This window comes from Pseudomonas sp. EB271-G4-1 (assembly GCF_058791355.1).
The window spans coordinates 1-25,604 of sequence record NZ_JBYTEO010000085.1 but is presented as its reverse complement, the minus strand read 5'-3'; the positions used below and the strand labels follow the sequence as shown (position 1 = coordinate 25,604).

20 protein-coding genes are annotated in these 25,604 nt (G+C 61.9%); 7 read left to right on the top strand and 13 right to left on the bottom strand.

What is annotated here, in order from left to right; all coding sequences use genetic code 11:
* Positions 1-94 precede the first annotated feature (94 nt).
* The 3 genes from preA to hydA all read right to left on the bottom strand — a co-directional run bounded on the left by preA (position 95) and on the right by hydA (position 4,370).
* Positions 95-1,369 (bottom strand): NAD-dependent dihydropyrimidine dehydrogenase subunit PreA, encoded by a 1,275-nt coding sequence (gene preA, locus AC3WWR_RS27880; protein WP_020799410.1) that lies wholly within the window; start codon positions 1,367-1,369, stop codon positions 95-97.
* The gene (locus tag AC3WWR_RS27875; protein WP_492599241.1) at positions 1,370-2,737 is read right to left on the bottom strand and encodes an NAD(P)-dependent oxidoreductase; all 1,368 of its coding nucleotides are present in this window, start codon (positions 2,735-2,737) and stop codon (positions 1,370-1,372) included.
* A gap of 193 nt (positions 2,738-2,930) precedes the next feature.
* The gene (gene hydA, locus AC3WWR_RS27870) at positions 2,931-4,370 is read right to left on the bottom strand and encodes a dihydropyrimidinase (RefSeq protein WP_492599240.1); all 1,440 of its coding nucleotides are present in this window, start codon (positions 4,368-4,370) and stop codon (positions 2,931-2,933) included.
* A 549-nt stretch (positions 4,371-4,919) separates the two neighbouring features.
* Here hydA and AC3WWR_RS27865 point away from each other — a divergent pair.
* Entirely contained in the window at positions 4,920-6,404 is a 1,485-nt protein-coding gene (locus AC3WWR_RS27865) for an NCS1 family nucleobase:cation symporter-1 (protein ID WP_020799413.1), read from the top strand.
* A gap of 135 nt (positions 6,405-6,539) precedes the next feature.
* Positions 6,540-7,823, top strand: coding sequence for a Zn-dependent hydrolase (locus tag AC3WWR_RS27860; protein ID WP_492599239.1), 1,284 nt, complete (start codon positions 6,540-6,542; stop codon positions 7,821-7,823).
* A 54-nt stretch (positions 7,824-7,877) separates the two neighbouring features.
* On the opposite strand, the gene AC3WWR_RS27855 is transcribed toward AC3WWR_RS27860, so the two are convergent.
* The 9 genes from AC3WWR_RS27855 to AC3WWR_RS27815 form a co-directional block, all read right to left on the bottom strand.
* Positions 7,878-9,023 (bottom strand): XdhC family protein, encoded by a 1,146-nt coding sequence (locus AC3WWR_RS27855; RefSeq protein ID WP_492599238.1) that lies wholly within the window; start codon positions 9,021-9,023, stop codon positions 7,878-7,880.
* A 131-nt stretch (positions 9,024-9,154) separates the two neighbouring features.
* Positions 9,155-10,543, bottom strand: coding sequence for an amidohydrolase family protein (locus AC3WWR_RS27850; protein WP_492599237.1), 1,389 nt, complete (start codon positions 10,541-10,543; stop codon positions 9,155-9,157).
* 12 nt (positions 10,544-10,555) lie between these two features.
* Positions 10,556-11,917 carry a nucleobase:cation symporter-2 family protein gene (locus AC3WWR_RS27845; RefSeq protein WP_492599236.1) on the bottom strand — a complete coding sequence of 454 codons (1,362 nt, stop codon included), beginning with the start codon at positions 11,915-11,917 and terminating at the stop codon, positions 10,556-10,558.
* 247 nt (positions 11,918-12,164) lie between these two features.
* Positions 12,165-13,211 carry a CobW family GTP-binding protein gene (locus tag AC3WWR_RS27840; RefSeq protein ID WP_020800995.1) on the bottom strand — a complete coding sequence of 349 codons (1,047 nt, stop codon included), beginning with the start codon at positions 13,209-13,211 and terminating at the stop codon, positions 12,165-12,167.
* A 75-nt stretch (positions 13,212-13,286) separates the two neighbouring features.
* A complete protein-coding gene (locus AC3WWR_RS27835; RefSeq protein WP_083348947.1) occupies positions 13,287-13,916 on the bottom strand; it encodes a UbiX family flavin prenyltransferase in 630 nt (209 codons plus the stop codon).
* Positions 13,913-15,298, bottom strand: a complete 1,386-nt coding sequence (locus AC3WWR_RS27830; RefSeq protein ID WP_083348948.1) for a UbiD family decarboxylase — start codon at positions 15,296-15,298, stop codon at positions 13,913-13,915. Before AC3WWR_RS27830 ends, AC3WWR_RS27835 begins: the two co-directional genes overlap by 4 nt.
* 132 nt (positions 15,299-15,430) lie before the next feature.
* Positions 15,431-16,336 carry an amidohydrolase family protein gene (locus tag AC3WWR_RS27825; RefSeq protein WP_020800998.1) on the bottom strand — a complete coding sequence of 302 codons (906 nt, stop codon included), beginning with the start codon at positions 16,334-16,336 and terminating at the stop codon, positions 15,431-15,433.
* A gap of 4 nt (positions 16,337-16,340) precedes the next feature.
* The gene (locus AC3WWR_RS27820; protein ID WP_020800999.1) at positions 16,341-17,270 is read right to left on the bottom strand and encodes an amidohydrolase family protein; all 930 of its coding nucleotides are present in this window, start codon (positions 17,268-17,270) and stop codon (positions 16,341-16,343) included.
* Between the two features lie 320 nt (positions 17,271-17,590).
* Positions 17,591-18,481, bottom strand: a complete 891-nt coding sequence (locus tag AC3WWR_RS27815) for a LysR substrate-binding domain-containing protein (protein WP_033045400.1) — start codon at positions 18,479-18,481, stop codon at positions 17,591-17,593.
* 118 nt (positions 18,482-18,599) lie between these two features.
* Between AC3WWR_RS27815 and AC3WWR_RS27810 the strand changes: the two genes are divergently transcribed.
* The 5 genes from AC3WWR_RS27810 to AC3WWR_RS27790 all read left to right on the top strand — a co-directional run bounded on the left by AC3WWR_RS27810 (position 18,600) and on the right by AC3WWR_RS27790 (position 24,266).
* Positions 18,600-19,064: a (2Fe-2S)-binding protein gene (locus AC3WWR_RS27810; protein ID WP_020801001.1), complete on the top strand. Its 465-nt coding sequence runs from the start codon at positions 18,600-18,602 to the stop codon at positions 19,062-19,064.
* Positions 19,064-21,268, top strand: coding sequence for a xanthine dehydrogenase family protein molybdopterin-binding subunit (locus AC3WWR_RS27805; RefSeq protein ID WP_492599235.1), 2,205 nt, complete (start codon positions 19,064-19,066; stop codon positions 21,266-21,268). Before AC3WWR_RS27810 ends, AC3WWR_RS27805 begins: the two co-directional genes overlap by 1 nt.
* A 5-nt stretch (positions 21,269-21,273) precedes the next feature.
* The gene (locus AC3WWR_RS27800) at positions 21,274-22,167 is read left to right on the top strand and encodes a LysR family transcriptional regulator (RefSeq protein WP_020801003.1); all 894 of its coding nucleotides are present in this window, start codon (positions 21,274-21,276) and stop codon (positions 22,165-22,167) included.
* Between the two features lie 169 nt (positions 22,168-22,336).
* Positions 22,337-23,833: a helix-turn-helix transcriptional regulator gene (locus tag AC3WWR_RS27795; RefSeq protein WP_020801004.1), complete on the top strand. Its 1,497-nt coding sequence runs from the start codon at positions 22,337-22,339 to the stop codon at positions 23,831-23,833.
* A gap of 181 nt (positions 23,834-24,014) precedes the next feature.
* The gene (locus AC3WWR_RS27790; RefSeq protein ID WP_020801005.1) at positions 24,015-24,266 is read left to right on the top strand and encodes a DUF1652 domain-containing protein; all 252 of its coding nucleotides are present in this window, start codon (positions 24,015-24,017) and stop codon (positions 24,264-24,266) included.
* A 487-nt stretch (positions 24,267-24,753) separates the two neighbouring features.
* Here the strand turns inward: AC3WWR_RS27790 and AC3WWR_RS27785 are convergent, their stop codons facing one another.
* Positions 24,754-25,521, bottom strand: a complete 768-nt coding sequence (locus AC3WWR_RS27785; protein ID WP_007976320.1) for an SDR family oxidoreductase — start codon at positions 25,519-25,521, stop codon at positions 24,754-24,756.
* Positions 25,522-25,604: the final 83 nt, after the last annotated feature.

Below are 25,604 nucleotides of genomic sequence, written 5' to 3'. Positions count from 1 at the left end.
CCCACAGGTTTTGGGAACGCCAGAAAAACCTGTGGGAGCGGCGGTGCGGCGATCCGACTTGCCCGCGAAGGAGTGAGTTCAGACGCCGCTGAACTCAAACCGCGACGTGATACGGATTCCTCGGATCATGATTCCAGTCCAGAAATGGCTTGCCGTTCTCCATCGGCACCATCTCGATACAGTCCTGCACCGGGCAGGTGATCTGGCACAGGTTGCAGCCCACGCACTCATCATCGATCACTTCATACTTGTGGGTACCGTCCGCCTGCTTGACGCTGGCGACCGCCTGGTGCGAGGTGTCTTCGCAGGCAATATGGCAGCGCCCACACCCAATACACGCCTCCTGATCGATCTTCGCGATCACCTGATAGTTGATATCCAGGTACTTCCAGTCGGTGGTATTGCCCACCGCACGCCCGGAAAACTCGGCGATGTTGGCGTAACCTTGACTGTCCATCCAGCGGGACAGGCCGTCCTTCATCTCCTCGACAATCCGGAAGCCATGCAGCATTGCCGCCGTGCACACTTGCACCGAGCCGCTGCCCAGCGCAATGAATTCGGCGGCATCGCGCCAGTTGCCAATGCCGCCAATGCCGCTGATCGGCAGGCCCTGGGTCTGCGGGTCGCGGGCGATTTCGGCGACCATGTTCAAGGCGATCGGCTTGACTGCCGAGCCACAATAGCCGCCATGGGTACTTTGGCTGCCGACAATGGGATTGGCGACCATGCGCTCCAGGTTGACGCTGGTGATCGAGTTGATCGTATTGATCAACGACACCGCATCCGCACCGCCACGATGCGCCGCGCGGGCAGCGACACGGATGTCGGTGATGTTCGGCGTGAGCTTGACGATCACCGGCAATGAGCAATAGGTCTTGCACCAGCGGGTGACCTGCTCGACGTATTCCGGGACTTGGCCAACCGCTGCGCCCATGCCGCGCTCAGGCATACCGTGAGGGCAACCGAAGTTCAGCTCGATGCCGTCGGCACCCGTGGCTTCCACCAGCGGCAGGATGTGTTTCCACGATTCTTCGACGCAAGGCACCATCAGCGACACGATAAGCGCGCGGTCCGGCCAGTCCTTCTTGACCTGGGTGATTTCCCGCAGGTTGATCTCCAGCGAGCGATCGGTGATCAGTTCGATATTGTTAAAACCCAGTACCTCCCGATTAGCCCCGAAGTGCGCCGAATAGCGCGAAGAAACGTTGACCGCCGCCGGGTCTTCCCCCAGGGTTTTCCAGACCACGCCACCCCAGCCAGCCTCGAAGGCGCGGACCACGTTGTAGGCCTTGTCGGTCGGCGGTGCAGAGGCCAGCCAGAACGGGTTGGGGGACTTGATGCCAGCAAAGACAATCGACAGATCGGCCATTTATGCAGCCTCCACATTGAGCATCAGTTGAGCGTTGATCGCCTCGGCGGCGCGCTTGCCGTGCTGTACTGCCTGAACGGTGAGATCCTGGTCGAGGCTGGTGCAGTCGCCGCCGGCATACACGCCAGGAATGCTGGTGCGCAGATGCTCGTCCACCTGGATGCGATCACCCTCGCGCTTGAGTTCCCGGGCCAGCGGATCGCTGAGTGCGCTGCTGTCGAAGGCCTGGCCGATGGCCTTGAATATCGCGTCGGCAGCCAGCTCAAAAGTTTCGCCAGTGGTTTGCAGGCGGCCTTCAACCAGGTGGGTGCGAGCGAATCGCATGCCGCGCACCTGGCCCTGGTCATTGAGCAAGACTTCCTCCGGTTGGGCCCAGGTCAACAGGCGTACCTGATTGGCCTTGGCAATCTCCTGTTCATGGTGGGTGGCCCCCATGTCCTCGACACCACGGCGATACACCAGGTTGACGTCGTGGGCGCCGAGCCGGGCCATCTGCACCGCCATGTCGATGGCGGTGTTGCCGGCGCCGAGCACGATGCAGTGGTCGGCCAGCGGCAGCTGGGTCAAGTCGTCGGCCTGGCGCAGCTCGCGGATATAGTCGGTGGCGGCTACCAGGCCGGGCGCGTCTTCATGCAGTAAGCCAAGCTGTTTGCTGGCCGCCAGGCCGAGGCCGAGGAACACCGCGTCGAATTGTTGATGCAGGTCGCTGAGGCTGAGGTTTTCTCCGAGCCTGTGCCCATGGCGGATTTCGATGCCGCCGATTTCCAACAGGAAGTCCAACTCCTTTTGTGCGTAATCGTCCACCAGTTTGTATTTCGCGATCCCGTATTCATTCAGGCCACCGGCCTTTTCCCTGGTCTCGAAAATCACCACGTCATGGCCGTGCATCGCACTGCGGTGGGCGCAGGACAACCCGGCGGGGCCGGCCCCGACCACGGCGATGCGCTTGCCGGTGGCGGCAGCGCGGGAGAATGGATGCTGGCTGAAATGCGCGTTGTCCACGGCATAACGTTGCAACAGGCCGATCAAGACCGGCGCGCACTCATGGGCGTTGTTGCGCACGCAGGCTTGCTGACAAAGAATCTCCGTCGGACAGACCCGGGCGCAACTGCCACCGAGGATGTTGGCGGAGAGGATTTTCTGCGCCGCGCCCTGCACGTTGTCCTGGTGAATGTTGCGGATGAACGAGGGAATATCGATTTCACTCGGGCAGGCATTCACGCAGGGCGCGTCGTAGCAATACAGACAGCGCGAGGCCTCCAGATGGGCCTGGCGATCATTGAGCGGCGGCGCCAGGTCGGTGAAATGGCCGGCGAGGACGGCCGCGTTCTCGCTGGGATGGGGGAGGTGGGTCAGGGTCTTGATCACGGTATTTGGCCTCACGGTAATTGAGGTGCTGCCTCTGTTGGGCATTACTCAGTGCTACGCCATCCCCTGTAGGAGCTGCCGCAGGCTGCGATCTTTTGATCTTGATCTTGGAAGCAAAATCAAAAGATCGCAGCCTGCGGCAGCTCCTACAGGGTTCGCATTCCAGATGTGGGAGCGATTGAAGGCCTTGATTTCAGCGTTTGACCGCCACCGGCTGGTTCAACTCAGCCCGCTTGCTCAGCAAATCGAACACCGCCGGGTAAGCCGGCCGCTCGATGTAGCGCCCGGCACCGCGCTCAGCCCGTAGATCGCCATCGGCCCAGACCACACGCCCCTGGCTGATGGTGTGGCTTGGTACACCGCGCACGGTCTTGCCTTCGAAAATATTGAAGTCGACCTGCTGGTGATGGGTCTTGGCGGAAATTGTCCGCGTACCTTGCGGATCCCACAGCACCAGGTCGGCATCGGCACCGACGCGGATCGCGCCTTTTCGGGGGTAGAGGTTGAAGATTTTCGCGGTGTTGGTGGAGGTCAGCGCCACGAATTGCTGCATCGAGAATCGCCCGGTGTTCACGCCTTCATCCCACAACACCGCCATGCGGTCTTCGATGCCGGCGGTGCCGTTGGGGATCTTGCTGAAGTCGTCTTTGCCGGCGGCTTTTTGCTCAGCGCAGAAGCAGCAGTGATCGGTGGCGGTGGTGTGCAGGTTACCTGCCTGCAAACCGTGCCAAAGGGCCTCTTGATGACCGCGCGGGCGAAACGGCGGGCTCATCACGTAGCCGGCGGCGGTCTGCCAGTCCGGATGCTGGTAGACGCTGTCGTCCAGCAGCAGATGCCCGGCCAGCACTTCGCCGTAGACCGGTTGACCCTTGGCGCGGGCATAGGTGATTTCGTCCAGCGCCTCTTTGGTCGATACATGGACCAGGTACAACGGCGTGCCGAGGGTTTCAGCAATGCGGATGGCACGGCTCGCGGCTTCGCCTTCCACCTGCGAGGGACGCGACAGTGGATGCGCCTCCGGCCCGGTCATGCCCTGGGCCATGAGTTTGCGTTGCAGGTGATACACCAGCTCACCGTTTTCCGCATGCACGGTCGGCACCGCGCCCAGTTCCAGGCAGCGCTCGAAACTCGCCACCAGGGTGTCATCTGCCGCCATGATCGCGTTCTTATAGGCCATGAAATGCTTGAAGCTGTTGATCCCGTGATGAATCACCAGCTCGGCCATTTCTTCGCGGACCTGTTCGCTCCACCAGGTGATGGCGACGTGGAAGCCGTAGTCGGACGCCGACTTCTCGGCCCAGCCACGCCACTGATGGAAGGCCTCCATCAATGACTGCTGCGGATTGGGGATCACGAAGTCGATGATCGACGTGGTGCCACCGGCCAGACCCGCCGCCGTGCCACTGAAAAAGTCTTCGCTGGCCACGGTGCCCATGAAGGGCAGTTGCATGTGGGTGTGGGGGTCGATGCCGCCGGGCATCAGGTACTGACCACTGCCGTCGAGTATCTCGGCACCTGCTGGAACGTCGAGGTCTTCGCCGATGGCCTTGATTACGCCGTCTGCGCAATACACATCGGCGCGATAACTTTCATCATGGGTAATAACGGTAGCGCCACGGATCAACAGAGACATTCCGGGTTCCTCGCAGGCATGACCGACTGATGCCGGTTCTAGATGTTTTGTATGACGCCAGCGTTAACCGGACTATTCCTGTCAGCGCTGTCAGGATTAAAAGCTAGTCTGAGTTATGGGAATGAGCAAGAATATTTTTTATAAGCTTATTACTGTTTTAACTAACTGATAAATAACGATAAAACGCTGTTTTCACCAAAATGGTGAGGCCGCTCACCATTTTGACGCACTTGACAGGATCTAAATATGGTCAAGATTTCTTATGTGAAATCAGCCGTTTGAGGATGGTCTATGGTTGATGCGCGACCGTGAGAAAAATATCGATGCACCAGATTGAGTCCTGACTGTTCGGACAACTTGGCGCAGATCGTTTCCAGTGGCGTGACAAGTCACCGAGGGTTACCTGGTTGATCCAGTAAAACTGATAAACATCAGTTGTTTACAGAGTGTTTATGGAACTGCCCGATGCGCAAGCGGGGCAACCGGCACGTTTATTGAAGCCGCCAGCCCCTGATGAGCAAAAATAATTCAAAGATCAGTGGAGCGGCCATGCAACAGATCAGATCGCAAGTGAACGAGCGCGACGGCTTGTTCGAGCTGGAAGCCGGTAGCGATGTCCTCGACAGTCCCCGTTACAACCACGACATAGCACCGACCAAGGTGCACGAACGAACCTGGAACAAATGGCACATCACGGCATTGTGGGTGGGCATGGCGATATGCGTGCCCACCTATACCCTGGGCGGAGTGCTGACGGCGTACTTCGGCCTGAGCGTCGGTGAAGCGCTGCTGGCGATTCTGTTCGCCAACATCATCGTATTGATCCCGCTGACGCTCAACGCGTTTCCCGGCACCAAATACGGCATCCCGTTTCCGGTGTTGCTGCGTTCGTCCTTCGGCATCTTCGGCTCCAACATCCCGTGTCTGATCCGCGCCTTGGTGGCGTGTGGCTGGTTCGGCATCCAGACGATGTTCGGTGGCCTGGCAATCCATCTGTTCCTGGGCTCGGTGTTCGAGGGCTGGAAATCCCTGGGCGGCACCGGCGAGGTCATCGGCTTCATGGTGTTCTGGGCGCTGAACCTGTGGGTGGTGATTCGCGGCGCCGAGTCGATCAAATGGCTGGAAACCCTCTCGGCACCACTGCTGGTACTGGTGGGGGTGGGGTTGTTGGTGTGGGCCATGCCCAATGTATCGATGTCCGAGCTGCTGGCGATCCCGGCCAAGCGTCCCGAAGGCGCGGGGGTGGCCAGTTACTTTGCGGCGGGGTTGACCGCGATGGTCGGGTTCTGGGCCACGCTGTCGCTGAACATACCTGACTTCAGCCGCTACGCGAAAAGCCAGAAAGACCAGATTGTCGGGCAGATCATTGGCCTGCCACTGACCATGTTCCTGTTTGCCTCCCTGGGCGTGGTGATGACCGCCGCCTCGGTGAAGCTGGTGGGTGTGACGGTGTCCGACCCGGTGACCCTGATCGGCCATATCCAGAGCCCGGTGTGGGTGGCGCTGGCCATGGCGCTGATCATCATCGCGACGCTGTCGACCAACACCGCAGCCAACATCGTGTCGCCCACCAACGATTTCCAGAACATCGCCCCCAAGGCGATCAACCGGACCAAGGCGGTGATGCTCACCGGGCTGGTCGGGCTGGCGCTGATGGCCCATGAACTGCTGAAAAAGCTCGGCCTGATCGTTTCCGACCTGAGCCTGGAAACGGTCTATTCCAACTGGCTGCTCGGCTACTCCAGCTTGCTGGGGCCGATTGCCGGGATCATGGTGGTGGACTATTTCCTGATCAAGAAACAGCAACTGGATTTGGCCGGGCTGTACCGCGACGACGTGTATCCGGCGTGGAACTGGAACGGTTTCATCGCCTTCGGGGTGCCGGTGGTGTTGACGCTGCTGTCGCTCGGCAGTGATGCCTTCAGCTGGTTCTACAGCTATGGCTGGTTTACCGGCTCGGCCCTGGGTGGGTTGATTTATTACGGGCTATGCGCGATGCGCCCGAGCCCCGTGGTTGCCAAGTCAACCCTGTAATGATAGTTCCCGCGCTCTGCGTGGGAATGCAGCCCGGGACGCTCTGCGTCCCAAGCCTGGACGCAGAGCGTCCATGGATGAATTCCCACGCGGAGCGTGGGAACTATCAGATCCAAACAGCCTCAGGAGATCCCCATGAACGCAGCCGTAGACGTTCTGCAATCGACCCATCAGCACATCAACCGCGACCGTCTGTGGCAGTCGCTCATGGAACTGGCCAAGCTCGGCGCCACGGTCAAGGGCGGTGTCTGTCGCCTGGCCCTGACCGATCTCGACCGCCAGGCCCGCGATACGTTCGTGAGGTGGTGTGAGGAAGCCGGTTGCACCGTCAGTATCGACGCCGTCGGCAATATTTTCGCCCGTCGCCCGGGGCGCAACCCGGACCTGCCACCGGTCATGACCGGCAGTCACATCGACACCCAGCCCACGGGGGGCAAGTTCGATGGTTGCTTCGGCGTGCTCGCCGGCGTGGAAGTGCTGCGTACCCTCAATGACCTGGGCATCGAGACCGAAGCGCCGCTCGAAGTGGTGGTGTGGACCAACGAAGAAGGCTCGCGTTTCGCCCCATGCATGATGGGTTCCGGCGTATTCGCCGAGAAATTCACCCTGGAAGAGACCCTGGCCAAGGTTGACGCCGAGGGCGTGACGGTGGACGAAGCGCTCAACGCTATCGGCTATGCCGGGTCACGCGCGGTTAGCGGCCACGCGGTGGGCGCCTATTTCGAGGCGCACATCGAACAAGGTCCGATTCTCGAAGACGAACGCAAAACCATCGGCGTGGTCATGGGCGCCCTCGGACAGAAATGGTTCGACCTGAAACTGCGTGGCGTCGAGGCCCACGCCGGCCCAACGCCGATGCACCTGCGCAAGGACGCCCTGGTCGGCGCGGCAGTGATCGTCGGTGCGGTCAACCGCGCGGCCCTCGGTCATCAGCCCCATGCCTGTGGCACTGTCGGTTGCCTGCAAGCCTACCCCGGCTCGCGCAACGTCATTCCGGGCGAGGTGCGCATGACCCTGGACTTCCGTCACCTGGAGCCGTCGCGACTGGACTCGATGATCGCTGAAGTGCGCGAAGTCATCGAGACCACCTGCGAAGAACATGGCCTGACCTATGAACTGACACCCACCGCCGACTTCCCGCCGCTGTACTTCGACAAGGGCTGCGTCGAAGCGGTACGTAACGCGGCGCAAGGGCTGGGCCTGTCGCACATGGACATCGTCAGCGGCGCCGGACACGACGCGATCTTCCTTGCCGAGCTGGGTCCGGCCGGGATGATCTTCGTGCCGTGCGAAGGCGGCATCAGCCACAACGAAATCGAAAATGCCGCCCCGGATGACCTGGCGGCCGGGTGTGCGGTGCTGTTGCGGGCGATGCTGGCGGCTTCGGCGGCGGTGGCAAAGGCAGCTCCGGCTGCCTGAAATGCAATAGATCGCAGCCTGCGGCAGTCCCTGCAGGCTGCGATTGTTTGATCTTCAAACGGTTGCCGTATTTTCAAGCTTTTCACTGACCACAAGATCCACCCGATGAATCGGTTTCCCGCGATTCCTGAGCATCTCGCCCTGGCGCTGGTTCATCACCGCTGTTATTTCGGCGAGTATTGCCAGCGCCACGCTCTGCGGCGTATCGCCACCCAGGTCGAGGCCCATCGGGTAGTGCAGTGCAGACGTGCTCGTGCCAATTTTCGCCAGCAGGCGTTCGGTGCGCTCTCTGGGACCGAGTTGGCCGATGTAGGCGGGCGCGGCTTGCAGCGCCAGCCCGAGCCAATGGCGGTCCTGGCGGTAGCTGTGGGTCATTACCGCGACGGCGGCGCCGTCGATCAGCGGGGCCAGGTCGAACGGGTTGTCGAGGCTGGCGAGGATAACGGCGTCGGCTTGCGGGAAGCGTTCGGCGCGGGCGAAGTGGCTGCGACTGTCTACGACGCTGACGTGCCAGTCGAGTAGCTTGGCCATGCGCACCAGCGGCTGTGCGTCGTGGCCGGCGCCGATAATCACCAGGCGAGGCGGCGGGGCGATGTACTCGAAAAATACTTCGACTTCACCACGGGCGTTGCTGTAGAGGCGTATCGAGGACTTCTTCTGCATCAGGGTCTTGTGCAGACCACGGCGCATAGCACTGTTCAGTTGCAGGTTGCGCAGGCTGCCTTCGGTATTCGACAACAAACGGTCACCGACTCGGGCAGATGCATCGCGAGAGCTTGCAATCACCGTGGCCATGGCGGCCGGTTGTTGACTGTCGCGCACACGTCGCAGCAATTCGATGGCCGGGGCAGGCGACTTTGCCGAAAGGCGTTCGAGCATGACGAATACCGTGCCGTTGCAACCCAGGCCAAAGGTCAGGGCGCTTTGCTCGTCGTCCTCGTCCTCAGTGGCGCCCGTGCTGTAGCGACGTACTACCGGTTCACCGGAATCGGTGAGCCACCAGGCTTTTTTCGCCAGGTCCTGCTCCAGGCAGCCGCCGCTGACGGTGCCAACGGTGCGGCCGTGTATGGGGATGAGCATCCGCGCACCGGGACGGCGGTAGGCCGAGCCTTCCACCTTGACCACGGTGGCGAGGATGGTTTCTTCGCCCTGGTGGGCGGCGGTGTCGATGGCTTGTAGAAGATCATTGAGGCCGGACATGGAATCAGTTCCTGAATACGAAGGAGACCCTGTAGGAGCTGCCGCAGGCTGCGATCTTTTGACTTTGCTTTAAGATCTAGATCAAAAGATCGCAGCCTGCGGCAGCTCCTACAGGAATGCGGGGTGGTGGATCAGTCGTCGATGTTCATCAACTGCCGCACCCCATCCCACGCCTCGGCCCGCATCCGCTGCACATCCAGCCCCGGAATCACGCCGTTATCGACCACCACCCGACCACCGACCAGGCTGTACTTCACTGCGATCGGCTCACCCGCCACCACCGGCGCGACGGCGCTGTCGTGGAAACCGAAGAACCGCGGATGGTCCAGACCGTAGACCACCAGGTCCGCCGCCTGGCCGATTTCCAGGGTGCCGACCGCCCCCAGCCCCAGCACCTGCGCGCCCCCGGACGTGCCCCAGTGAATGACATCTTCGACGGTGGTGGCCGAGGCGCCTTGCTGCGCCCGGTGAATCAACCATGCGGTGTTCGCTTCGCCGACCATGCTGCCGGATTCGTTGGAGGCCACACCATCCACCCCAAGAGAAATCGGCACCCCGGCCTCGAACATCTGCGGTACCGGCGCGACGCCGCTACCGAGGCGTGCATTGCTCACCGGGCAATGGGAAATGCCGGTGCCGGTTTGCGCGAGCATGCGGATTTCACCGGGCTGCATGTGCACCGCATGGGCGAACCACACGTCCGGGCCGAGCCACTCGTGTTCGGCGACGAACTCCACCGGCAGGCAGTTGTATTTTTCACGGCAGAAATTCACGTAGTTCTGCGTTTCAGACAAGTGCGTGTGCATTCGCAAACCGAGGCCGCGCGCGGTATGGGCCAGTTCACGCAGCAGTGTCGGCGGCAACGAAAAAGTCGGGGTGGTCGGCGCGACCACTACACGGCGCATGGCGTCCGGGGTGTCCTGGTGATAGCGGGATTTCAGTCGTTCGATGTCACCGACCATCTGGTCGAGGGTTTCCGGTTGCAGCGCGGTTTTCGAGAACCCCGGGTGGGCGCTGGCCGACTCCAGCGCGCCGCCCCGGCACAAAACGAAACGCAGGCCGAACTGATCGGCCATATCGAACAGCAGGTCACCGGTCTCGGTGGTGCCGTTGGCATGGTAGAGGTAATGGTGATCGGCGCAGGTCGTCACGCCCGACAGCAGCAGTTCGGCCATGCCCAGTTGTGCGGCGATCCGCGCCAGTTGCGGCGTGAAGCGGTTCAGACGCGGGTAAGGCACGCTGGCCAGCCAACCCTGCAGGTCCTGGTTGAGTCCTTCGGGGACGGCTTTGAGCAAGTTCTGGAACAGGTGGTGGTGGGTGTTGATCCAGCCCGGATACACCACCGCGTGGCGCGCATCGATCAGCCGTTCGCCGGGTTGCACTTGAAGGCCTGCGGCCATTTCGGCGATGCGCCCGTTGACGACGCGGATGTCCACGGCGCCGGCCCGGGCGCGCGGGCCACGCAGGCCGGTCATTACTGCCTGCGGGTTCTTGATCAGGATGTTTTGCAGTTGAGTCATGGTCGGCTCCAGTCAGAGGCTGTGGGTGGCGGTTTTGCTGGCGGCGGCGTCAGGCACGCTGACGCCGTTGAGGGTGGCGTTGAGCAACACCGACACCAGGCAGGCGATCACCACGCTGCTGTGCAGGAAAGGCTGCGACCACTCGGGCAATTGCTTGAACAGGGCCGGGGCCAGCACCGGCACGAGGGCGGCGGCGAGGGTGAAGCCGACGATCAGCACGTTGTAGCGATTACGCTCGTAGTCGACCTTGGCCAGGGTCTGGATCCCTGCTGCCGCGACCACGCCGAACATGGCGATCCCGGCACCGCCCAGCGCCGCAGTCGGCATCGAGGCGATGATCGCCCCGGCCTTGGGCACCAGCGCCACCGAGCACATCAGCAGGCCGCTGATGGCGACCACCCAGCGACTGCGCACACCGGTGAGGATCACCAGCCCGACGTTTTCCATGAAGGCAATGAATGGGAACGCCGCGAACATCCCGGCGATGGTGCTCGCCAGGCCGTTAGCGCGCAGGCCGTTGATCACCTGTTTTTCTTCCACCGGTTTATCGACGATGTCGCCGATGGCCACGAACAGTCCCATCGATTCGACCATCTGCACGATCATCACCACCACCATGGTGGCGATGGGGATCAGGCTGAAGGTCGGCAGGCCGAAGTAGAACGGGTAGGGAACGGTGAGCCACGGCGAGTCCTGCACGCTGTGAAAACTGCCCATGCCCAGCCCGTAAGCCAGCGCCGCGCCCACCAGCATGCCCACCAGCACCGCCATGTTGCGCAGCATCGGGCTGCCGTACCGGTTGACCAGCAGGATGCTGAGCAACACCACCGCCGCGACGGCCAGGTACGCCGGCGCCCCGAAGTCGGTGGCATGCCGTCCGCCGCCAACCCACTCATAGGCGATCGGAAACAGCTGAAGGCCGATTACGGTGACGATGCAACCGGTGACCACCGGTGGAAAAAAGCGCCGTAGTCGACCCACGAACGGTGCGATCAGCATGGTGAAAATCCCCGCGCCGATCACCGCTCCGCAGACCCCGGCGAACCCGACATCCGGGTTGGTGCCGATGGCGATCACCGGCCCGACGCTGCTGAACGCCACGCCTTGGAGAATTGGCAGGCGCACGCCGAATTTCCAGAAACCGACGGTTTGCAGCAGGGTGGCGATGCCCGAGCAGAACAGCGTGGTGCTGATCAGCACCACCGTGTCGGCCTGGGACATTTTCAGGGCGCTGGCGACAATCAACGGCACGGCGATGGCGCCGATGTACGAGACGGCCATGTGTTGCAGGCCGAGGGTGAGCATTTGCCGCACCGGCAGAACCCGGTCGACGGGGTGGATGGCGGGTGTTGCGGGGGTATTGGCTGACGACATGGGGAATCACCTCTAGCTGTTGTTATTCGGTACAGAGGGGTATTCGTTCTGATGTCCGTTCAACGGCACCTAATTCCTTGTAGGAGCTGGCTTGCCAGCGATAGCGGATTGTCAGTCGACAAATCGGGTGACTGTTAAGCCGTCATCGCTGGCAAGCCAGCTCCTACAGGGTTTGGGTCGTTCTGAAAAATGGGCACCAGTCATTCATGTGCCCGGAACCGCCATCCACCGGCTCCGATGCCTTTTTTCAGCCTGCCAGGCAGGCGGCAAAGCCCTGGTTCAGGGCCGCGCGGTCCAGGTCGCGGCCGATGAACACAATCTTGCTGGAGCGCGGTTCGGCGCCCCATGCGGTGGAGGCACGGAACTCGACGAGGCTGTGCACCCCTTGCAGCACGTAGCGTTGGTCCTGATCAGCCACCGCCAGTACGCCCTTCATGCGATACAGGTTGTCGGCCTGCTCGTTGCGCAACTGTGTGATCCAGCGATGGAAGTCGCCCAGGTTGACCGCCCCGTCCACGGTGATGCCCACCGACGACACGCTCGGATCATGGTCATGGTCGAGATCGTCATGATCGTGGTGATGGTCATCGGCGTGGTCATCGTGCTCGGCACCGATTTCCATGAGTTTCTGCGTGGACTCGAAGGCGCCGATGCCAAGGATTTTCGACAGGTCGATTTCGGCGTAGCTGGAGGTCATCAGGTCCGCCGTAGCATTGAGGCCCCGAATCTTGCCGCTCAGGGATGCCACTTCATCCTCGCTGACCAGATCGACCTTGTTGATCACGATGCGGTCGGCACAGACGATCTGGTCCACGGCCTGGTTGTCCACACCATCGAGTTGCAGATCTTCCAGGTGCTGGGCTATGTGCCTGGCATCGACCATCGTGACAATGGCGTCGAGTTCCACCTCATCGGCGATCGGGTCATTGATGAAAAAGCTCTGGGCCACCGGGTAGGGATCGGCCAGGCCGCTGGTCTCGATCAAGATGTGATCGAGGCGCACCGGGCGCGCTACCAGTTCACGGACGATGCGCACCAGGTCTTCGCGAACCTCGGCGGTGCAGCACACGCAGCCGTTGACCATCTCGTAGATTTCTTCGGTTTCGGAACTGAGCACCAGGTCGCCGTCGATGCCGACCTCACCGAACTCGTTCTCGATCACGGCGATCTTGCGGCCGTGGTTCTCCTTGAGGATGTAGTTGAGCAGGGTGGTTTTGCCGGCGCCGAGGAAGCCGGTGAGGATGGTCACCGGGATTTTGGTGTTGGGGGTTGGGGCGTTGAAGGGGGTGTTCATGTGAGGCTCCTTGAATAACTGAAGGGTCTGAGTGCTATCAACTGTGGGAGCGAGCCTGCTCGCGAATGCGGCGTGTCAATCAGCGAAGTTGGCGACTGATTCACCCCTTTCGCGAGCAGGCTCGCTCCCACAGGGGGTTGTGGGTTCTCGCCAGCGCGTTGCCGTGCCGGCATCGAGGCCGAACAGGTCGAGGACGCGACCGAGGCTGTGGTCGACCATCTGTGCCAGGTCTTGCGGGCGGGCGTAGAAGGCCGGAACGGGCGGCGCGATGATTCCGCCCATCTCCGTGACAGCCGTCATGTTGCGCAGGTGGGCGAGGGTCAGCGGGGTTTCCCGGGCCATCAGCACCAGCGTGCGGCGTTCCTTGAGCGTGACGTCGGCGGCCCGCCCGATCAGCCCTGAAGAGGTGCCGGTGGCGATTTCCGCCAGGGTGCGCATGGAACAGGGCGCGACCACCATGCCCAGGCAGCGGAACGAACCGCTGGCGATACCGGCCGCTACGTCATCGGCGCGGTGGTAATGGCTGGCCAGCGCCGTGACGTCGGCCAGTTTGTAATCGGTTTCGTGGGCCATGGTCAGCAGCGCGGCGCGGCTGATGACCAGGTGGCTTTCAATGTCCAGTTCGGCGAGCAATTGCAGCAGGCGTACGCCGTAGATAAAACCCGACGCACCGCTGATGCCGACCACCATGCGCTGGCGGTTCATGATTGCAGGCCAGCGAGCAGTTGGCGGGCGCGGTCGACCGCATCCCGTTCAAGTTGCGCCTTGATCCCGTCGAAGCCTGAGCCGCGGGTAGCGTCCAGGCCCATTCGCGAGGTAGTGCCGTTGACGGACGATGACGGGTCCAGCGGGCTGCCAGGCAAGCCATCGATGACGAAGATGTCCTGGTGCGGCTGGAAGTGCGTGGCCAGCGCCCACAGCACTTGACTGTCGTCGCTGATATCGATGTCGCTGTCCACCGCGATCACGGTCTTCAGGTACGGGTCCCAGCCGAGCAGGGCCAGCATGATCTGTCGCGCTTCGCCGTCGCGGCTTTGCTCCAGCGCGACGTAGCAATGAAAATGGGTGCCCGAATTCGGGTAGTGCACGGCGGTGACGGCGGGGAAGCGTGCCTTGAGCTTTTCGCTCATCTCCGCTTCCCGGGGCAGTCGCGCCAGGGTCAGGTGTTCGGCGTAGCGACCGCCGACCACGTCCACCAGCCAGGCGTCCTTGCGCCGCATCAGGGTATCGACCCGCAGTACATTGTTGGTCGAGCGATCCGAGGAGTAGCCGCTGAATTCACCGAACGGACCTTCTTCGGCATAGGCCGTGGGATCGATCGCACCTTCGAGGACAAATTCTGCGCTGGCCGGGACGCCGATCCCGTAGCGCGGGGTCTTCACCAGCTCCAGCGGCGCGCCGAACAATCCGCCCGCCACGGCGCGCTCATCGCTGCCGAACGGCAAGCGTGCGGCCGCCGCGAGCATGAACAAAGGGTGCGCGCCGACCACCATGGCCACGCGCAATTCTTCGCCACGCTCGCGGGCGGTTTGCAGCATGCGCCACAGATGGCCCCGTGAGTGCAGGCTGGTGGCGAGGGTCTGCCGGGCGTGGCGCATCGAGCGGTGGTAGCTCATATTGGCGATGCCGCTGACCGGGTCCTCGGCAATGATGATCGCGTTGGTGATGTAGGGACCGCGATCACTGGCGAAATGCTTGAGCATCGGCAACAGCGCCAGGTCCACGGCTTCGCCTTCGTAGATCTCGTCCAGCACCGGGCCGCTTTCCACGTAGCGCGGGGCGATGGGGTTGTTGGCGCGTTGCTGGAACGTCTCGTGCAGTTGCGCCGGGGCAACGCCGAACATTCGTGCGATACGGGTACGGGAGGCAAACAGGTTGGTGGCCACTGGCACGCCGAAGGTGCCGACTTTTTCGCAGATCAGCAGCGGGTCGCGGCCCAGTGTGGCCAGGGCATCGACCAGGGCGGTGACGTCCTGGTCGGCTGAAAGGGATTGCCGGACCGTCAGCACATCGTCCGGGTATTGCCGGCGATAGGCGTCTAGAAAAACATGAAAATCCTGGGTATCGCCGAGCGTCGAGAGGGTCATGGTTTCACCTCGTGAAAAAGGGACAGCGAGGTCCCTGTGGGAGCGAGCCTGCTCGCGAAGAGGCCGTGTCAGGCGACATCTGTACCGCCTGACACTCCGCTTTCGCGAGCAGGCTCGCTCCCACATGGGGTACTACGGGTACGTCGTGGTCAGGCGAATATCCGCCTCGGCCAGGTCCTTGGGTGGCGGCGTCGGTTCGATACCGCACAACCGGGCGATGTTGTTGCCCAGGTAATCCTCAAGGTGGTCCTCGTCGATGCCCAGGCCTTGTGGTGCGGGCGAGCACAGCACCTCAAGCTCGCGCAGCCACATGCCCGGCTCGTTCGGCGGCGAGTCGGTGCCGAACACGATCTTGTTGCGTGGCAGGTCCTTGGCGAACTCGACAATCCGCGACTGGAAGCACCAGCCCGATTCGCAGAACACGTTCGGCGTGTCCATGGCCATCCAGAACGCTTCGAACGAGTAGTTGCCGCCGGTCTGGATACCGAAGTGGCCGATGATGAAATTGACCATCGGGAACTCACGGATGATCGGGTAGAACATGGTTGGAATGGTGTACGGGCCGTCGCCGGTGTGGATCAGCACCACGATGTTGTACTTGGCACACACCTTCATTGCCGGACGCAGCCAGTCCAGCGCCCGGTCGGGGCGATAACCGTGCATGTTGGCGTGCAGCTTGAGCATCTTGAAACCGTATTCCTTGATGTGGAACTCCAGCTCCGCCGCACCGTTTTCCGGCCCCCAGCGCGGGTTGAAGTTGAAATTGCCGATGAAACGGTCGGGGTATTTCACGCACAGTTCGGCGACGTAGGACATGTAGTCCCGCACACCCTCACGGCCACGGCGGTTGCCGTCGCGGTAACCGGTGTTGCCCGGCGGTGGCTGGATGAAACCCATGTCGATGCGGCGCGGCTTGCCGTTGATCATGTACGGGCCGTCCATCAGCTTGAGCATGCGCTCGCCGGTGAAGGGTTCGCCGGTGTGGCGCCAGGCCTCGTCGACCAGGTTGGTGGGGTGCAGATGGGTATCGATGATCATCGGTTCAGCTCCTGGCCAGTTGCGTGGTGACGGGACGCTTGAGTTGCGCCTCTGCTTCGGAAACGGAACGGGGCGGCGGCGTGGGTTTGAGGCCGATCATCCGTGCGGTGTTGTTGCCCAGGTACTCTTCAAGGGTGTCTTCGTCGAGGTTCAGGCCTTGCGGCGGTTCATGGCACAGCACTTCCAGCAGGCGCAGCCACATGCCCGGTTCGTTCGGCGGCGTATCGGTACCGAAGAGAATCTTGTGGGTGGGCAAGACCTTGGCGAACTCGACGATCCGCGATTGCAGGCACCAACCCGATTCGCAGTAGACGTTGGGCAACTCCATCGCCCATTGCATCGGTTCGAACACGTAGACGCCGCCGGTCTGCACGCCGAAGTGAGCCATGATGAAATCGACGTTGGGAAACTCCTTGATCATCGGCACCCATTCCGACGGGATGCTGTACGGCCCATCGCCGGTGTGCAGCTTGACCGGGATGCCCAGTTCGGCGCACTTCTCGAAGGCCGGGCGCACCCAGTCCAGGGCGCGGTCAGGACGGTAGGCGTGCATGTTGGCCTGCATCTGGACCATCTTGAAGCCGTGTTCCTTGACGTAGCGCTCGATGGCCTCGACGCCGTTTTCCACGCCGCAGCGCGGGTTGTAGACGAAGCAACCGATGAAGCGATCCGGGTAGGCCTGGACCATTTTCAGCGTGTAGGCCATGTAGGCGTCGATGGATTCGCGCCCGCTGAGTTCACCGTCGGTCCAGGTGTAGATGGTGTTGCCCTGCGGGGGCTGGATGAAGGCTTTGTCGATGCGGCGAGGTTTGCCGTTGACCATGTACGGGCCATCCATCATCTGCAGCAGACGCTCGCCGGTGAACGGGTCACCGTCATGCCTCCAGGCGAGGTCCACCAGATCGGTGGGATAGCAACTGATATCGATGATCATTGAAGTCGATCTCCTGATAGCGGGGAAAGGAACCTTGCGGTTCGCTAGCAGCCACGTCCGGGCAATCGGCCATTTCTATGCGCAAAGACTCACGCATTCCCTCGCCTGGTCGCATCCGGCTCGGGACGCTGGCTGCTTGGGGAGGAGTATTGGAAGGGGGGGAGAGGTTCGTACAATATTAATTGGGTAGGGGTTTGATATGCGTTCGATATGGAGCATGAGTGGTGGGCTTTTCCGGCCTCTTCGCGAGCAGGCTCGCTCCCACCTTCAACTGCATTCCAATGCAGTCAACTGTGGGAGCGAGCCTGCTCGCGAAGGCGTCAGTGTTGTGTACGCAAAGCCAACTGCTTGACCGCCTCGACCACCGGCGCCACGCGCTCACCATGTCCCGGCGGCCACACCGCATACAGGTTGTAATGCGCCGCAATCTGCGCCTCGTTCAACATCACCAGCCGACCGCTACGCAACGCATCTGCCGCCAGCAAACCGCGCACCAGTCCCGCGCCAACACCGGCCTCGGCCGCCGCAATCAGGTTGGCCGCGTTATCGAACACCACCCTTGCCGCAGGCTCGACGGGAGGCATTCCCGCCGCATCCAGCCAAGGAATCCACGACCGTCGCGTATACCCCAGCAACGGCAGTTCGAGGATCTGCGCCGGGCTCAGCGGTAACTGCAAACCGTGCCGCTCAAGCAATCGGGGCGACGCCACCGCCATCACCCGATCCCCGCAAATCTGCGTCATCTCGCAGTCGTCCCAATCGCCATAGCCGTAGCGCAGGGCCAGGTCCACGCGTTCAAACGTGCTGCGGTCCGAGCGCGGCATCGACAGCAACACCACCTCATGCTCGGGCAACAGGTCCAACAGCTGTGGCAAGCGCGGATTGAGCCAGCTCTGGGCCAGTTCGCTGTCTACGTCGATCGTCAGCCTCTGCGCCACACTGCGGTTCTTTACCGAAGACAGCGCCCGGTCGATTTGCGCCAGGCCGTCGGACAGCACGCTGGCAAACAACTGCCCGGCGTCAGTCAGGTTGCTGCCACCCCCTTCGCGCACGAACAGCGGCTGACCGATGAAGTCTTCCAGGGAACGGATCTGCTGGCTGATGGCGCTGTGGGTCAGGTCCAGTTTGCGCGCGGCGCTGGAGAAACTGCCGCTGCGGGCGGCCTGGATGAAGGCACTCATGGACTGCACCGACGGGTATCGCTTGTACATGCTGTTAGTCCTACTTACACAGGATGGCAGAAATCGTCGCTGGCCCGATTTTCACCAGGCTTCCAATAATCGAGCACCAGGCCTGCACAAAAGCGGGCCGCTCTCTTGGAGCCTGACAATGATCGAATTCACGGTAAACGGCGAACGACGCGAGCTGGTAGAGACGTCCCCCTCCATGCCCTTGTTATGGGTGCTGCGCGACCATTTGAAACTCACCGGCACCAAGTTCGGTTGCGGCATGGGCCTGTGCGGCGCCTGCACTGTGCATCTGGACGGTGTCGCGGTGCGGTCCTGCCAATTGCCGGTGGCCGCCGTGGCGGGGCATCGGATCACCACCATCGAAGGCCTGTCGCCCACTGGGCAGCATCCGCTGCAACTGGCCTGGGTTGCCGAAGATGTGCCGCAATGCGGTTACTGTCAATCCGGTCAGATCATGTCCGCCGCCGCGTTGCTCAGCTCCGGTGCAGAAGTGAGCGACGACTCGATCCGCAATGCCATGTCCGGCAACCTGTGCCGCTGCGGCACCTACGGGCGGATCAACAAGGCGATCAAACGCGCGGCCAACGCGCCTAAGGAGGCGTGATGTCGATTTCACGGATGGATCTCTCGCGACGTACGTTTCTCAAGCAAACCGCGACCGCTGCCAGCGGCCTGGCCATCGCGTTTTACCTGCCCTGCGGCCTGTCTGCGACAGACCCCAAGGCCCCGACGCCGGCCAGTGACTTCGAACCCAATGCCTGGGTGCGCATCCTGCCCGACGGCACGGTGAAACTGGTGGTGCACAAGCACGATTCCGGCACCGGCACGCACACCGCGCTGGCCGCGTGCGTAGCCGAGGAGCTGGACGTCAACCCGATGTCTGTGCAGGTGATCTCGCCGGAAAATCCGTTCTTCGAAACCTACATTCACCCGATCTGGAAGGTCTTCTCAACCGGCGGCAGTACCAGCGTGTCGCTGGAGTACGAGCGCCTGCGCATGGCCGGGGCGACGGCGCGCACGTTGTTGCTCACCGCCGCCGCCAGGCAGTGGAAAGTCAGCGCCGACACCTGTACCACCGAGGAGGGGCGCGTCGTGCATGCGGCGAGCCAGCGCAGCGTTGGTTACGGTGAACTGGCCGTGGTTGCCGCGCATCTGCCGGCACCGACCAAGGTCACGCTCAAGGACCCGGCGCAGTTCAAGTACATCGGCAAGCTGCGGCACAAGCGCGACGCCCAGGCCAAGGTCTGCGGGCGCTTCACCTACAGTATCGACGTGGTGCTGCCGGACATGCTGGTGGCGGTGATTCAGCGCGCGCCCGTGGTCGGGGCGAGCGTCGTATCGGTGGACAGCACGGCGGCGCTGCAGGTGCCGGGCGTGCGCAAGGTGATCAAGGTGCCGGGCCGTCCCGACGTACTCGGCGGTAACGTCGCGGGCGTGGCGGTGTTGGCGGACCATTACTGGGCCGCGCATCAGGGCCGCGCGTTGCTCGAGGTGCAATGGAGCGACTCACCGCTGGCCGGTTTCGACAGCGATGAACTACACAAGGCCCAGGCAGCTGCGCTGGCAGACGAGGGCGCACAACGGGTCCGTGCAATGGCTGCCGGGGACGTGAGCGGACAATGGCCGAACGCCGCGAAACTGCTCGAAGCCGAGTACCGCATGCCCTACAAGGTGCAGAATCCGCTCGAGCCGATTTGCATCACCGCACAGGTCAAGGATAACGCCATCACCTATTGGGGCGGCGTGCAGGTGCCTTCCTCGGCCCTGGAAGCGGCGAAAACGGTGTGCAAGATCGTCCAGGACAAGGTCACCATCCATGAGTTGGTGTCCGGCGGCAGTTTCGGCGCGCGCGAAGCCAAGTACTGGTTGTTCGAAGTGGCGTACCTGGCGCAGCAAACCAGGGTGCCGGTAAAACTGATGAACAGCCGTGAAGACGAAATGCGTTCATTGTTCATGCACCCGGCCACGCTCCATCGGGCCAAGGGGGCGCTGGACGCCCAGGGACACTTGACGGCGTTGCAGCTAGAGGCCGTGTCACCCGCCTCGCCAGAGCAGTGGGAACCGGGCTACTTCGAACGACCCGATAAAATGGACTACAGCACCACCGAGGCCATCACCGAGTGGGATTTCGCCTATCGCCCGGCAAACCTCGACCTTACCTGGGTCAGGCACGAAACCCGGGTGCCCAGCGGCTGGTATCGCTCGGTGAGCTTCATCCCCAACGTGTTCGCCGTGGAGAGCTTCATGGATGAGCTGGCCCATGGCGCAGGGCAAGACCCGTTGGCCATGCGCCTGGCCAACATGCAGGATCGGCCACGGCACGTTGCGGTGCTCAAAAGCGCTGCCGAGCGCGCCGGTTGGGGCCAGCCCCTGCCTGAAGGGACGGCGTTGGGGATCGCCACCAACCAGGGCTACAGCAGTTTCATCGCGGTGGTTGCACGGGTGTCGAAACAGGATGGCGCGGTCAAGGTCGAGAAGCTCACCTGCGTTGTCGATTGCGGTCTGGCCGTTTCGCCCGGCGGCGTTGAAGAACAGATCTACGGCGGCCTGATGTGGGGCCTGGGGCACGCGTTGTTCGATCGCCTGGACATCAGGCAAGGCAGGGTGGTGCAGAGCAACTTCCATGATTACCGGGTAACGCGCATGTCGGACATGCCGGAGCTGGACATCCTGCTGGTCGAAGGTGATCCGGGCAAGCCCGGTGGTGTAGGCGAGCTGGGCAGCCCATCGGTGGCCCCGGCCATCGCCAATGCCCTGTTCAGCCTGACCGGCGTGCGCCAGCGCTCGACCCCCTTGAACCTGGGGTAGTTGTCATGGACTTGCGTCTGTTGCGCTACTTCATGGCGCTGGCCGAAGAGCTGCATTTCGGCCGGGCCGCCACCCGCTTGCACATATGCCAGCCTCCGCTGAGCCAGCAGATTAGGCTGCTGGAGGAGGAACTCGGGACGCCGCTGTTCGAGCGCAGTCATCACCGGGTCGAGCTGACCGCCGCCGGGCAAATGCTCAAGGAGCAGGCACCGCTGGTATTCGAACAGCTCAACCGTGCGCTCGACCTGACACGGCAAACCGGTCGCGGCCAGTTGGGCGAGCTGGAAATCGGCATGATCAGTTCGGTGATGGTCGGTGTGCTGCCTCGGGCCTTGCACCTGTTTCGCGAACGTTATCCGCAGGTGAGCTGGCGCCTGCATGAGATGACGCCGGCGGCGCAGGTCAAGGCGCTCAAGGAAAAACGCATCGATGCCTGCGTGTTCCGGGTCGGCTATGACGATCCGCAGTTGCGCAATGAACTGCTGATCTACGAGCCGATCCGGGTGGTCATGCCGGTCGATCACCCGCTGGCCGCAAAACAGCTTCTGGCACCCGCGGACCTGGCGCCCGAGCCGTTCGTGGCGCTGGAGCTCAAGCAATCGCGTTTTGCCGATTTTCTCTACCAGTGCTGCATCCAGGCCGGTTTCACGCCGCAGATTCGCCAGCAGGTGATCGAGGTGCAAACCTTGCTCAGCCTGGTCCGCGCTGGTTTCGGCGTGGCCTTGTTGCCGGCCTCCATCGAACAGCTGGCGCCTGCAGGCCTGGTGTTCCGGCGCCTGACCCCGGCGTTGCCGGAGGTGCCGTTGTACGCTACCTACCGAGCGGACGACGATTCGCCGGTACTCAAGCTGTTTCTCGATACGTTGCGTGAGCTGGTCCTGCAAGACCGGCCGGCTTAACGCACAACCTTGTGGGAGCGGGCTTGCTCGTGAAGGCGGTGGATCAGCCCCTGAATCTGTTGAATGACACACCGCCTTCGCGAGCAAGCCCGCTCCCACAGGTTCTTTGCACTATCCGAAAAACGGGCGGTCGGAGACTTCACAGAGTCACCCAACTTGTGGAGTCGCAATGAGCCAGGACGTCCTGACCACCGAAACCAATCGCCGCCAGTTGCAGCAGATCATCGCAGGGCTGACCGACGGGGTTATTCTGCTCGACCCCGATCAGTGCATTCTCTGGGCCAATGACGCCGCGCTGGCGATGCACGGCGTCGAGCGCATCGGCGATCTGGGGGCCAATGCCAAGGAATATGCCAAGCGCTTCGCATTGCGGTATCGCAATAACCATCCGGTCCCGGCGCACAGCTATCCGATCAACCGCGTGGCTCGCGGCGAGACCTTCAGCGATGTGCTGGTAGAGGTGACGCCAGCGGCGGATGAAGAGACCATGTGGGTCCATCGCGTGCGCAGCCTGGTGCTGGCCGACAACCGTGGCGAGCCGGAATCGCTGGTATTGATCATGGACGATGTCACCGACTGGGCGAGCGCCGAGCAACGTTTCGAAAAAACCTTTGCCGCCAACCCGGCGCCCGCGGTGATTTGCCGTCTCAGCGATTTGCGTTATATCAAGGTCAATCCGGGTTTCCTCGAGATGACCGGTTACGCCCGTGACCAGGTGATCGGCACGTCGACCTACGAGCTGGATGTGCTGGCACAGGCTGAAAACAGGGATCTGGCGAAACAATGCTTGCGCGACGGCACCACCATTCCCCAGATGCAGGCCGAACTGCAGTTGCCCGCAGGCGGTACCAAGCAGGTGATCGTCGCCGGGCAGCCCCTTGAGCTGCATGACGAAGCCTGCATGCTGTTTTCCTTCGTCGACATGGAGCCCCGGCGCAAGGTCGAAGTGGCCCTGCGCCAGAGCGAGGAGCGGTTTGCCAAGGCCTTTCGCCTGACGCCGGTGCCAACCTTGGTGTGCAGCGCCAGCGACCAGGTGGTGATGGATGTCAATGACGCGTTCCTCGAGACCCTTGCGTACTCCAGCGACGAGGTGTCCGGCAAAACCATCGCCGAGATCGAGGTTTTCCATGACAAAGGGGCACGCACGCGGTTCTTTACCACCCTGGAGAAAACCGCAAGCCTGGACCGCGTTGACGTGCGTGTGCGCAGGAAAGACAACGAACTGATCGATTGCGCCGTTTCCGCCGACACCGTGAACATCCAGGGTAGCCCTTGCTACCTGTTGGTGTTGATGGACATCACCGAGCGCAAACGCACCGAGCTGGAATTGGTGGCGGCCATTGAAGAGGTGATGAAAGATGCCTCCTGGTTCAGTCGCACGCTGATCGAAAAACTCGCCAACGTGAAGAACGTCAACGCACCGCAGTTGCCCAGCGTGTCGTTTACCGACCTGACAGCTCGGGAGCGCGACGTGCTGGAACTGATCTGTGCAGGCCTGGCGGACAAGGAAATCGCTGCGCGACTGAAACTGGCGACGAATACCGTGCGCAACCACGTTGCGACCGTGTATTCCAAGTTAGACGTGCACAGCCGCAGCGAGGCGATTGTCTGGGCGCGCGAACGCGGACTGTTTTCCAGTGCATGGCGTCCAAAGACTCAAGGGTAAGGTGCAAATGCACTAATCGAGGGGGTGCAAACTCAGGTTCTGGCAGGCAGCTGGCAAGCCTTAGGCTAGGAGCGGGCGAATGACGTTTACCGATCATTCATCCTCCCTGGGTCGTAAAAGGAACAGCCATGCTCGACGAACGCATTACCCACGCACTGGATGGCCGCGGTGGGCTGTCGCAATGATTTACGTAGCGCAGCTGCGCACGCAGCTTGAACGGACCTTTTCGCCTTTGGCTTGTGAATGCAATATCACTGGCGATCATACCTTGACCATCAAGCTCTACCACCCGGTGTCGGGACAAGTCGATCTGGTGGTCAGCGGATTGAACGTAACCCTGCTGCAGACACCCGAATCGGTGGCGGCGCTTATCGAAGAATTGAGGTATGAACTGGAATGCAACAGCCTGCAGCGCCCGGATCCGGTAGTGTAGGAATTGCCAGGTTTGTCATGCCCGGACGAGTGAATACGCGATAAGAAAGTACAAAAGTGATTTTTCTGCAGCCGCACCGTGAACTTTCCAGCGGTGTTCTGTTGTCACACAAACGTGTACATCCTTTTTCGCGGGTCAGCCTATGAAAAGTCTTGGGAAACGCGTTTTTGCTCCTGTGGCACTGTGTGCCGTGATTATCGGTGGCTGCTCCAGTCCGCCGCCACCTCCACCTGCTGCACCACCACCGCCGCCTGAAACGACCTGCCAGACCTCGGATAGTACCCAGGTAATGGGCGATATGCGGGCGGAAGGGGAGGTAAAACGCGAAACAACCGTGACGCGGTGCGTCACCCAGTAAAAACGTGAGCCCCCTGTAGGAGCGAGCATGCTCGCGATGGTCGTTAACGATAACGCTGGGAACCTGACACCCCGTGTCGTTCTCAGGTCCATCGCGAGCATGCTCGCTCCTACATAGGGGTGTATCAGATCAGGACAGGAACCCACCGTCGACGTTCAGCGAAACGCCCGTGGTGTAGCTCGATGCGTCGCTCGCCAGGTACAGCACGGCGCCGGCCATCTCGCTTGGGTCTGCCACGCGCTTGAGCGGGATCTGTTGCAGCGCAGTGTTCAAGATCGCCTCGTTTTTCACCAGCGCCGACGCAAACTTGGTATCCGTCAGGCCCGGCAGCAGGGCGTTGCAGCGGATGCCAAACTGCGCGCATTCCTTGGCAAACACCTTGGTCATGTTGATCACGGCTGCCTTGGTCACCGAGTAGATACCCTGGAAGATCCCGGGAGAGACGCCGTTGATCGATGCGACGTTGATGATGCTGCCGCCGCCGTTTTCGCGCATCAGTTTGCCGGCTTCCACTGACATGAAGAAGTAACCGCGGATATTGACGTCGACGGTCTTCTGGAAGGCGCTGAGGTCGGTGTCCAGCACGTTGCAGAATTGCGGATTGGTCGCGGCGTTGTTGACCAGGATGTCCAGGCGCCCGAACTGTTCCTTGATGCCGGCGAAGACCTGGCTGATCTGTTCCATCTCGCCGATGTGGCAGGCGATGGCGGTGGCTTTGCCCCCGGCGGCGATGATCGCGTCCGCCACGTGCTGGCAGCCCTCGAGTTTACGGCTCGAGACGATCACGTGGGCGCCTTGCTGGGCCAGCAGTTTGGCGATGGCTTCACCGATGCCGCGGCTGGCACCGGAGACGAATGCGATCTTGCCGTCGAGGTCGAACAACTGAGTCTTGGACATGATTTTTCCTTTTTATGGAGCCGAAATCGCCTTCTGTAAGAGCCCGGCTTGCCGGCGAAGGCGTACCTGAGGCCGCCTTCGCC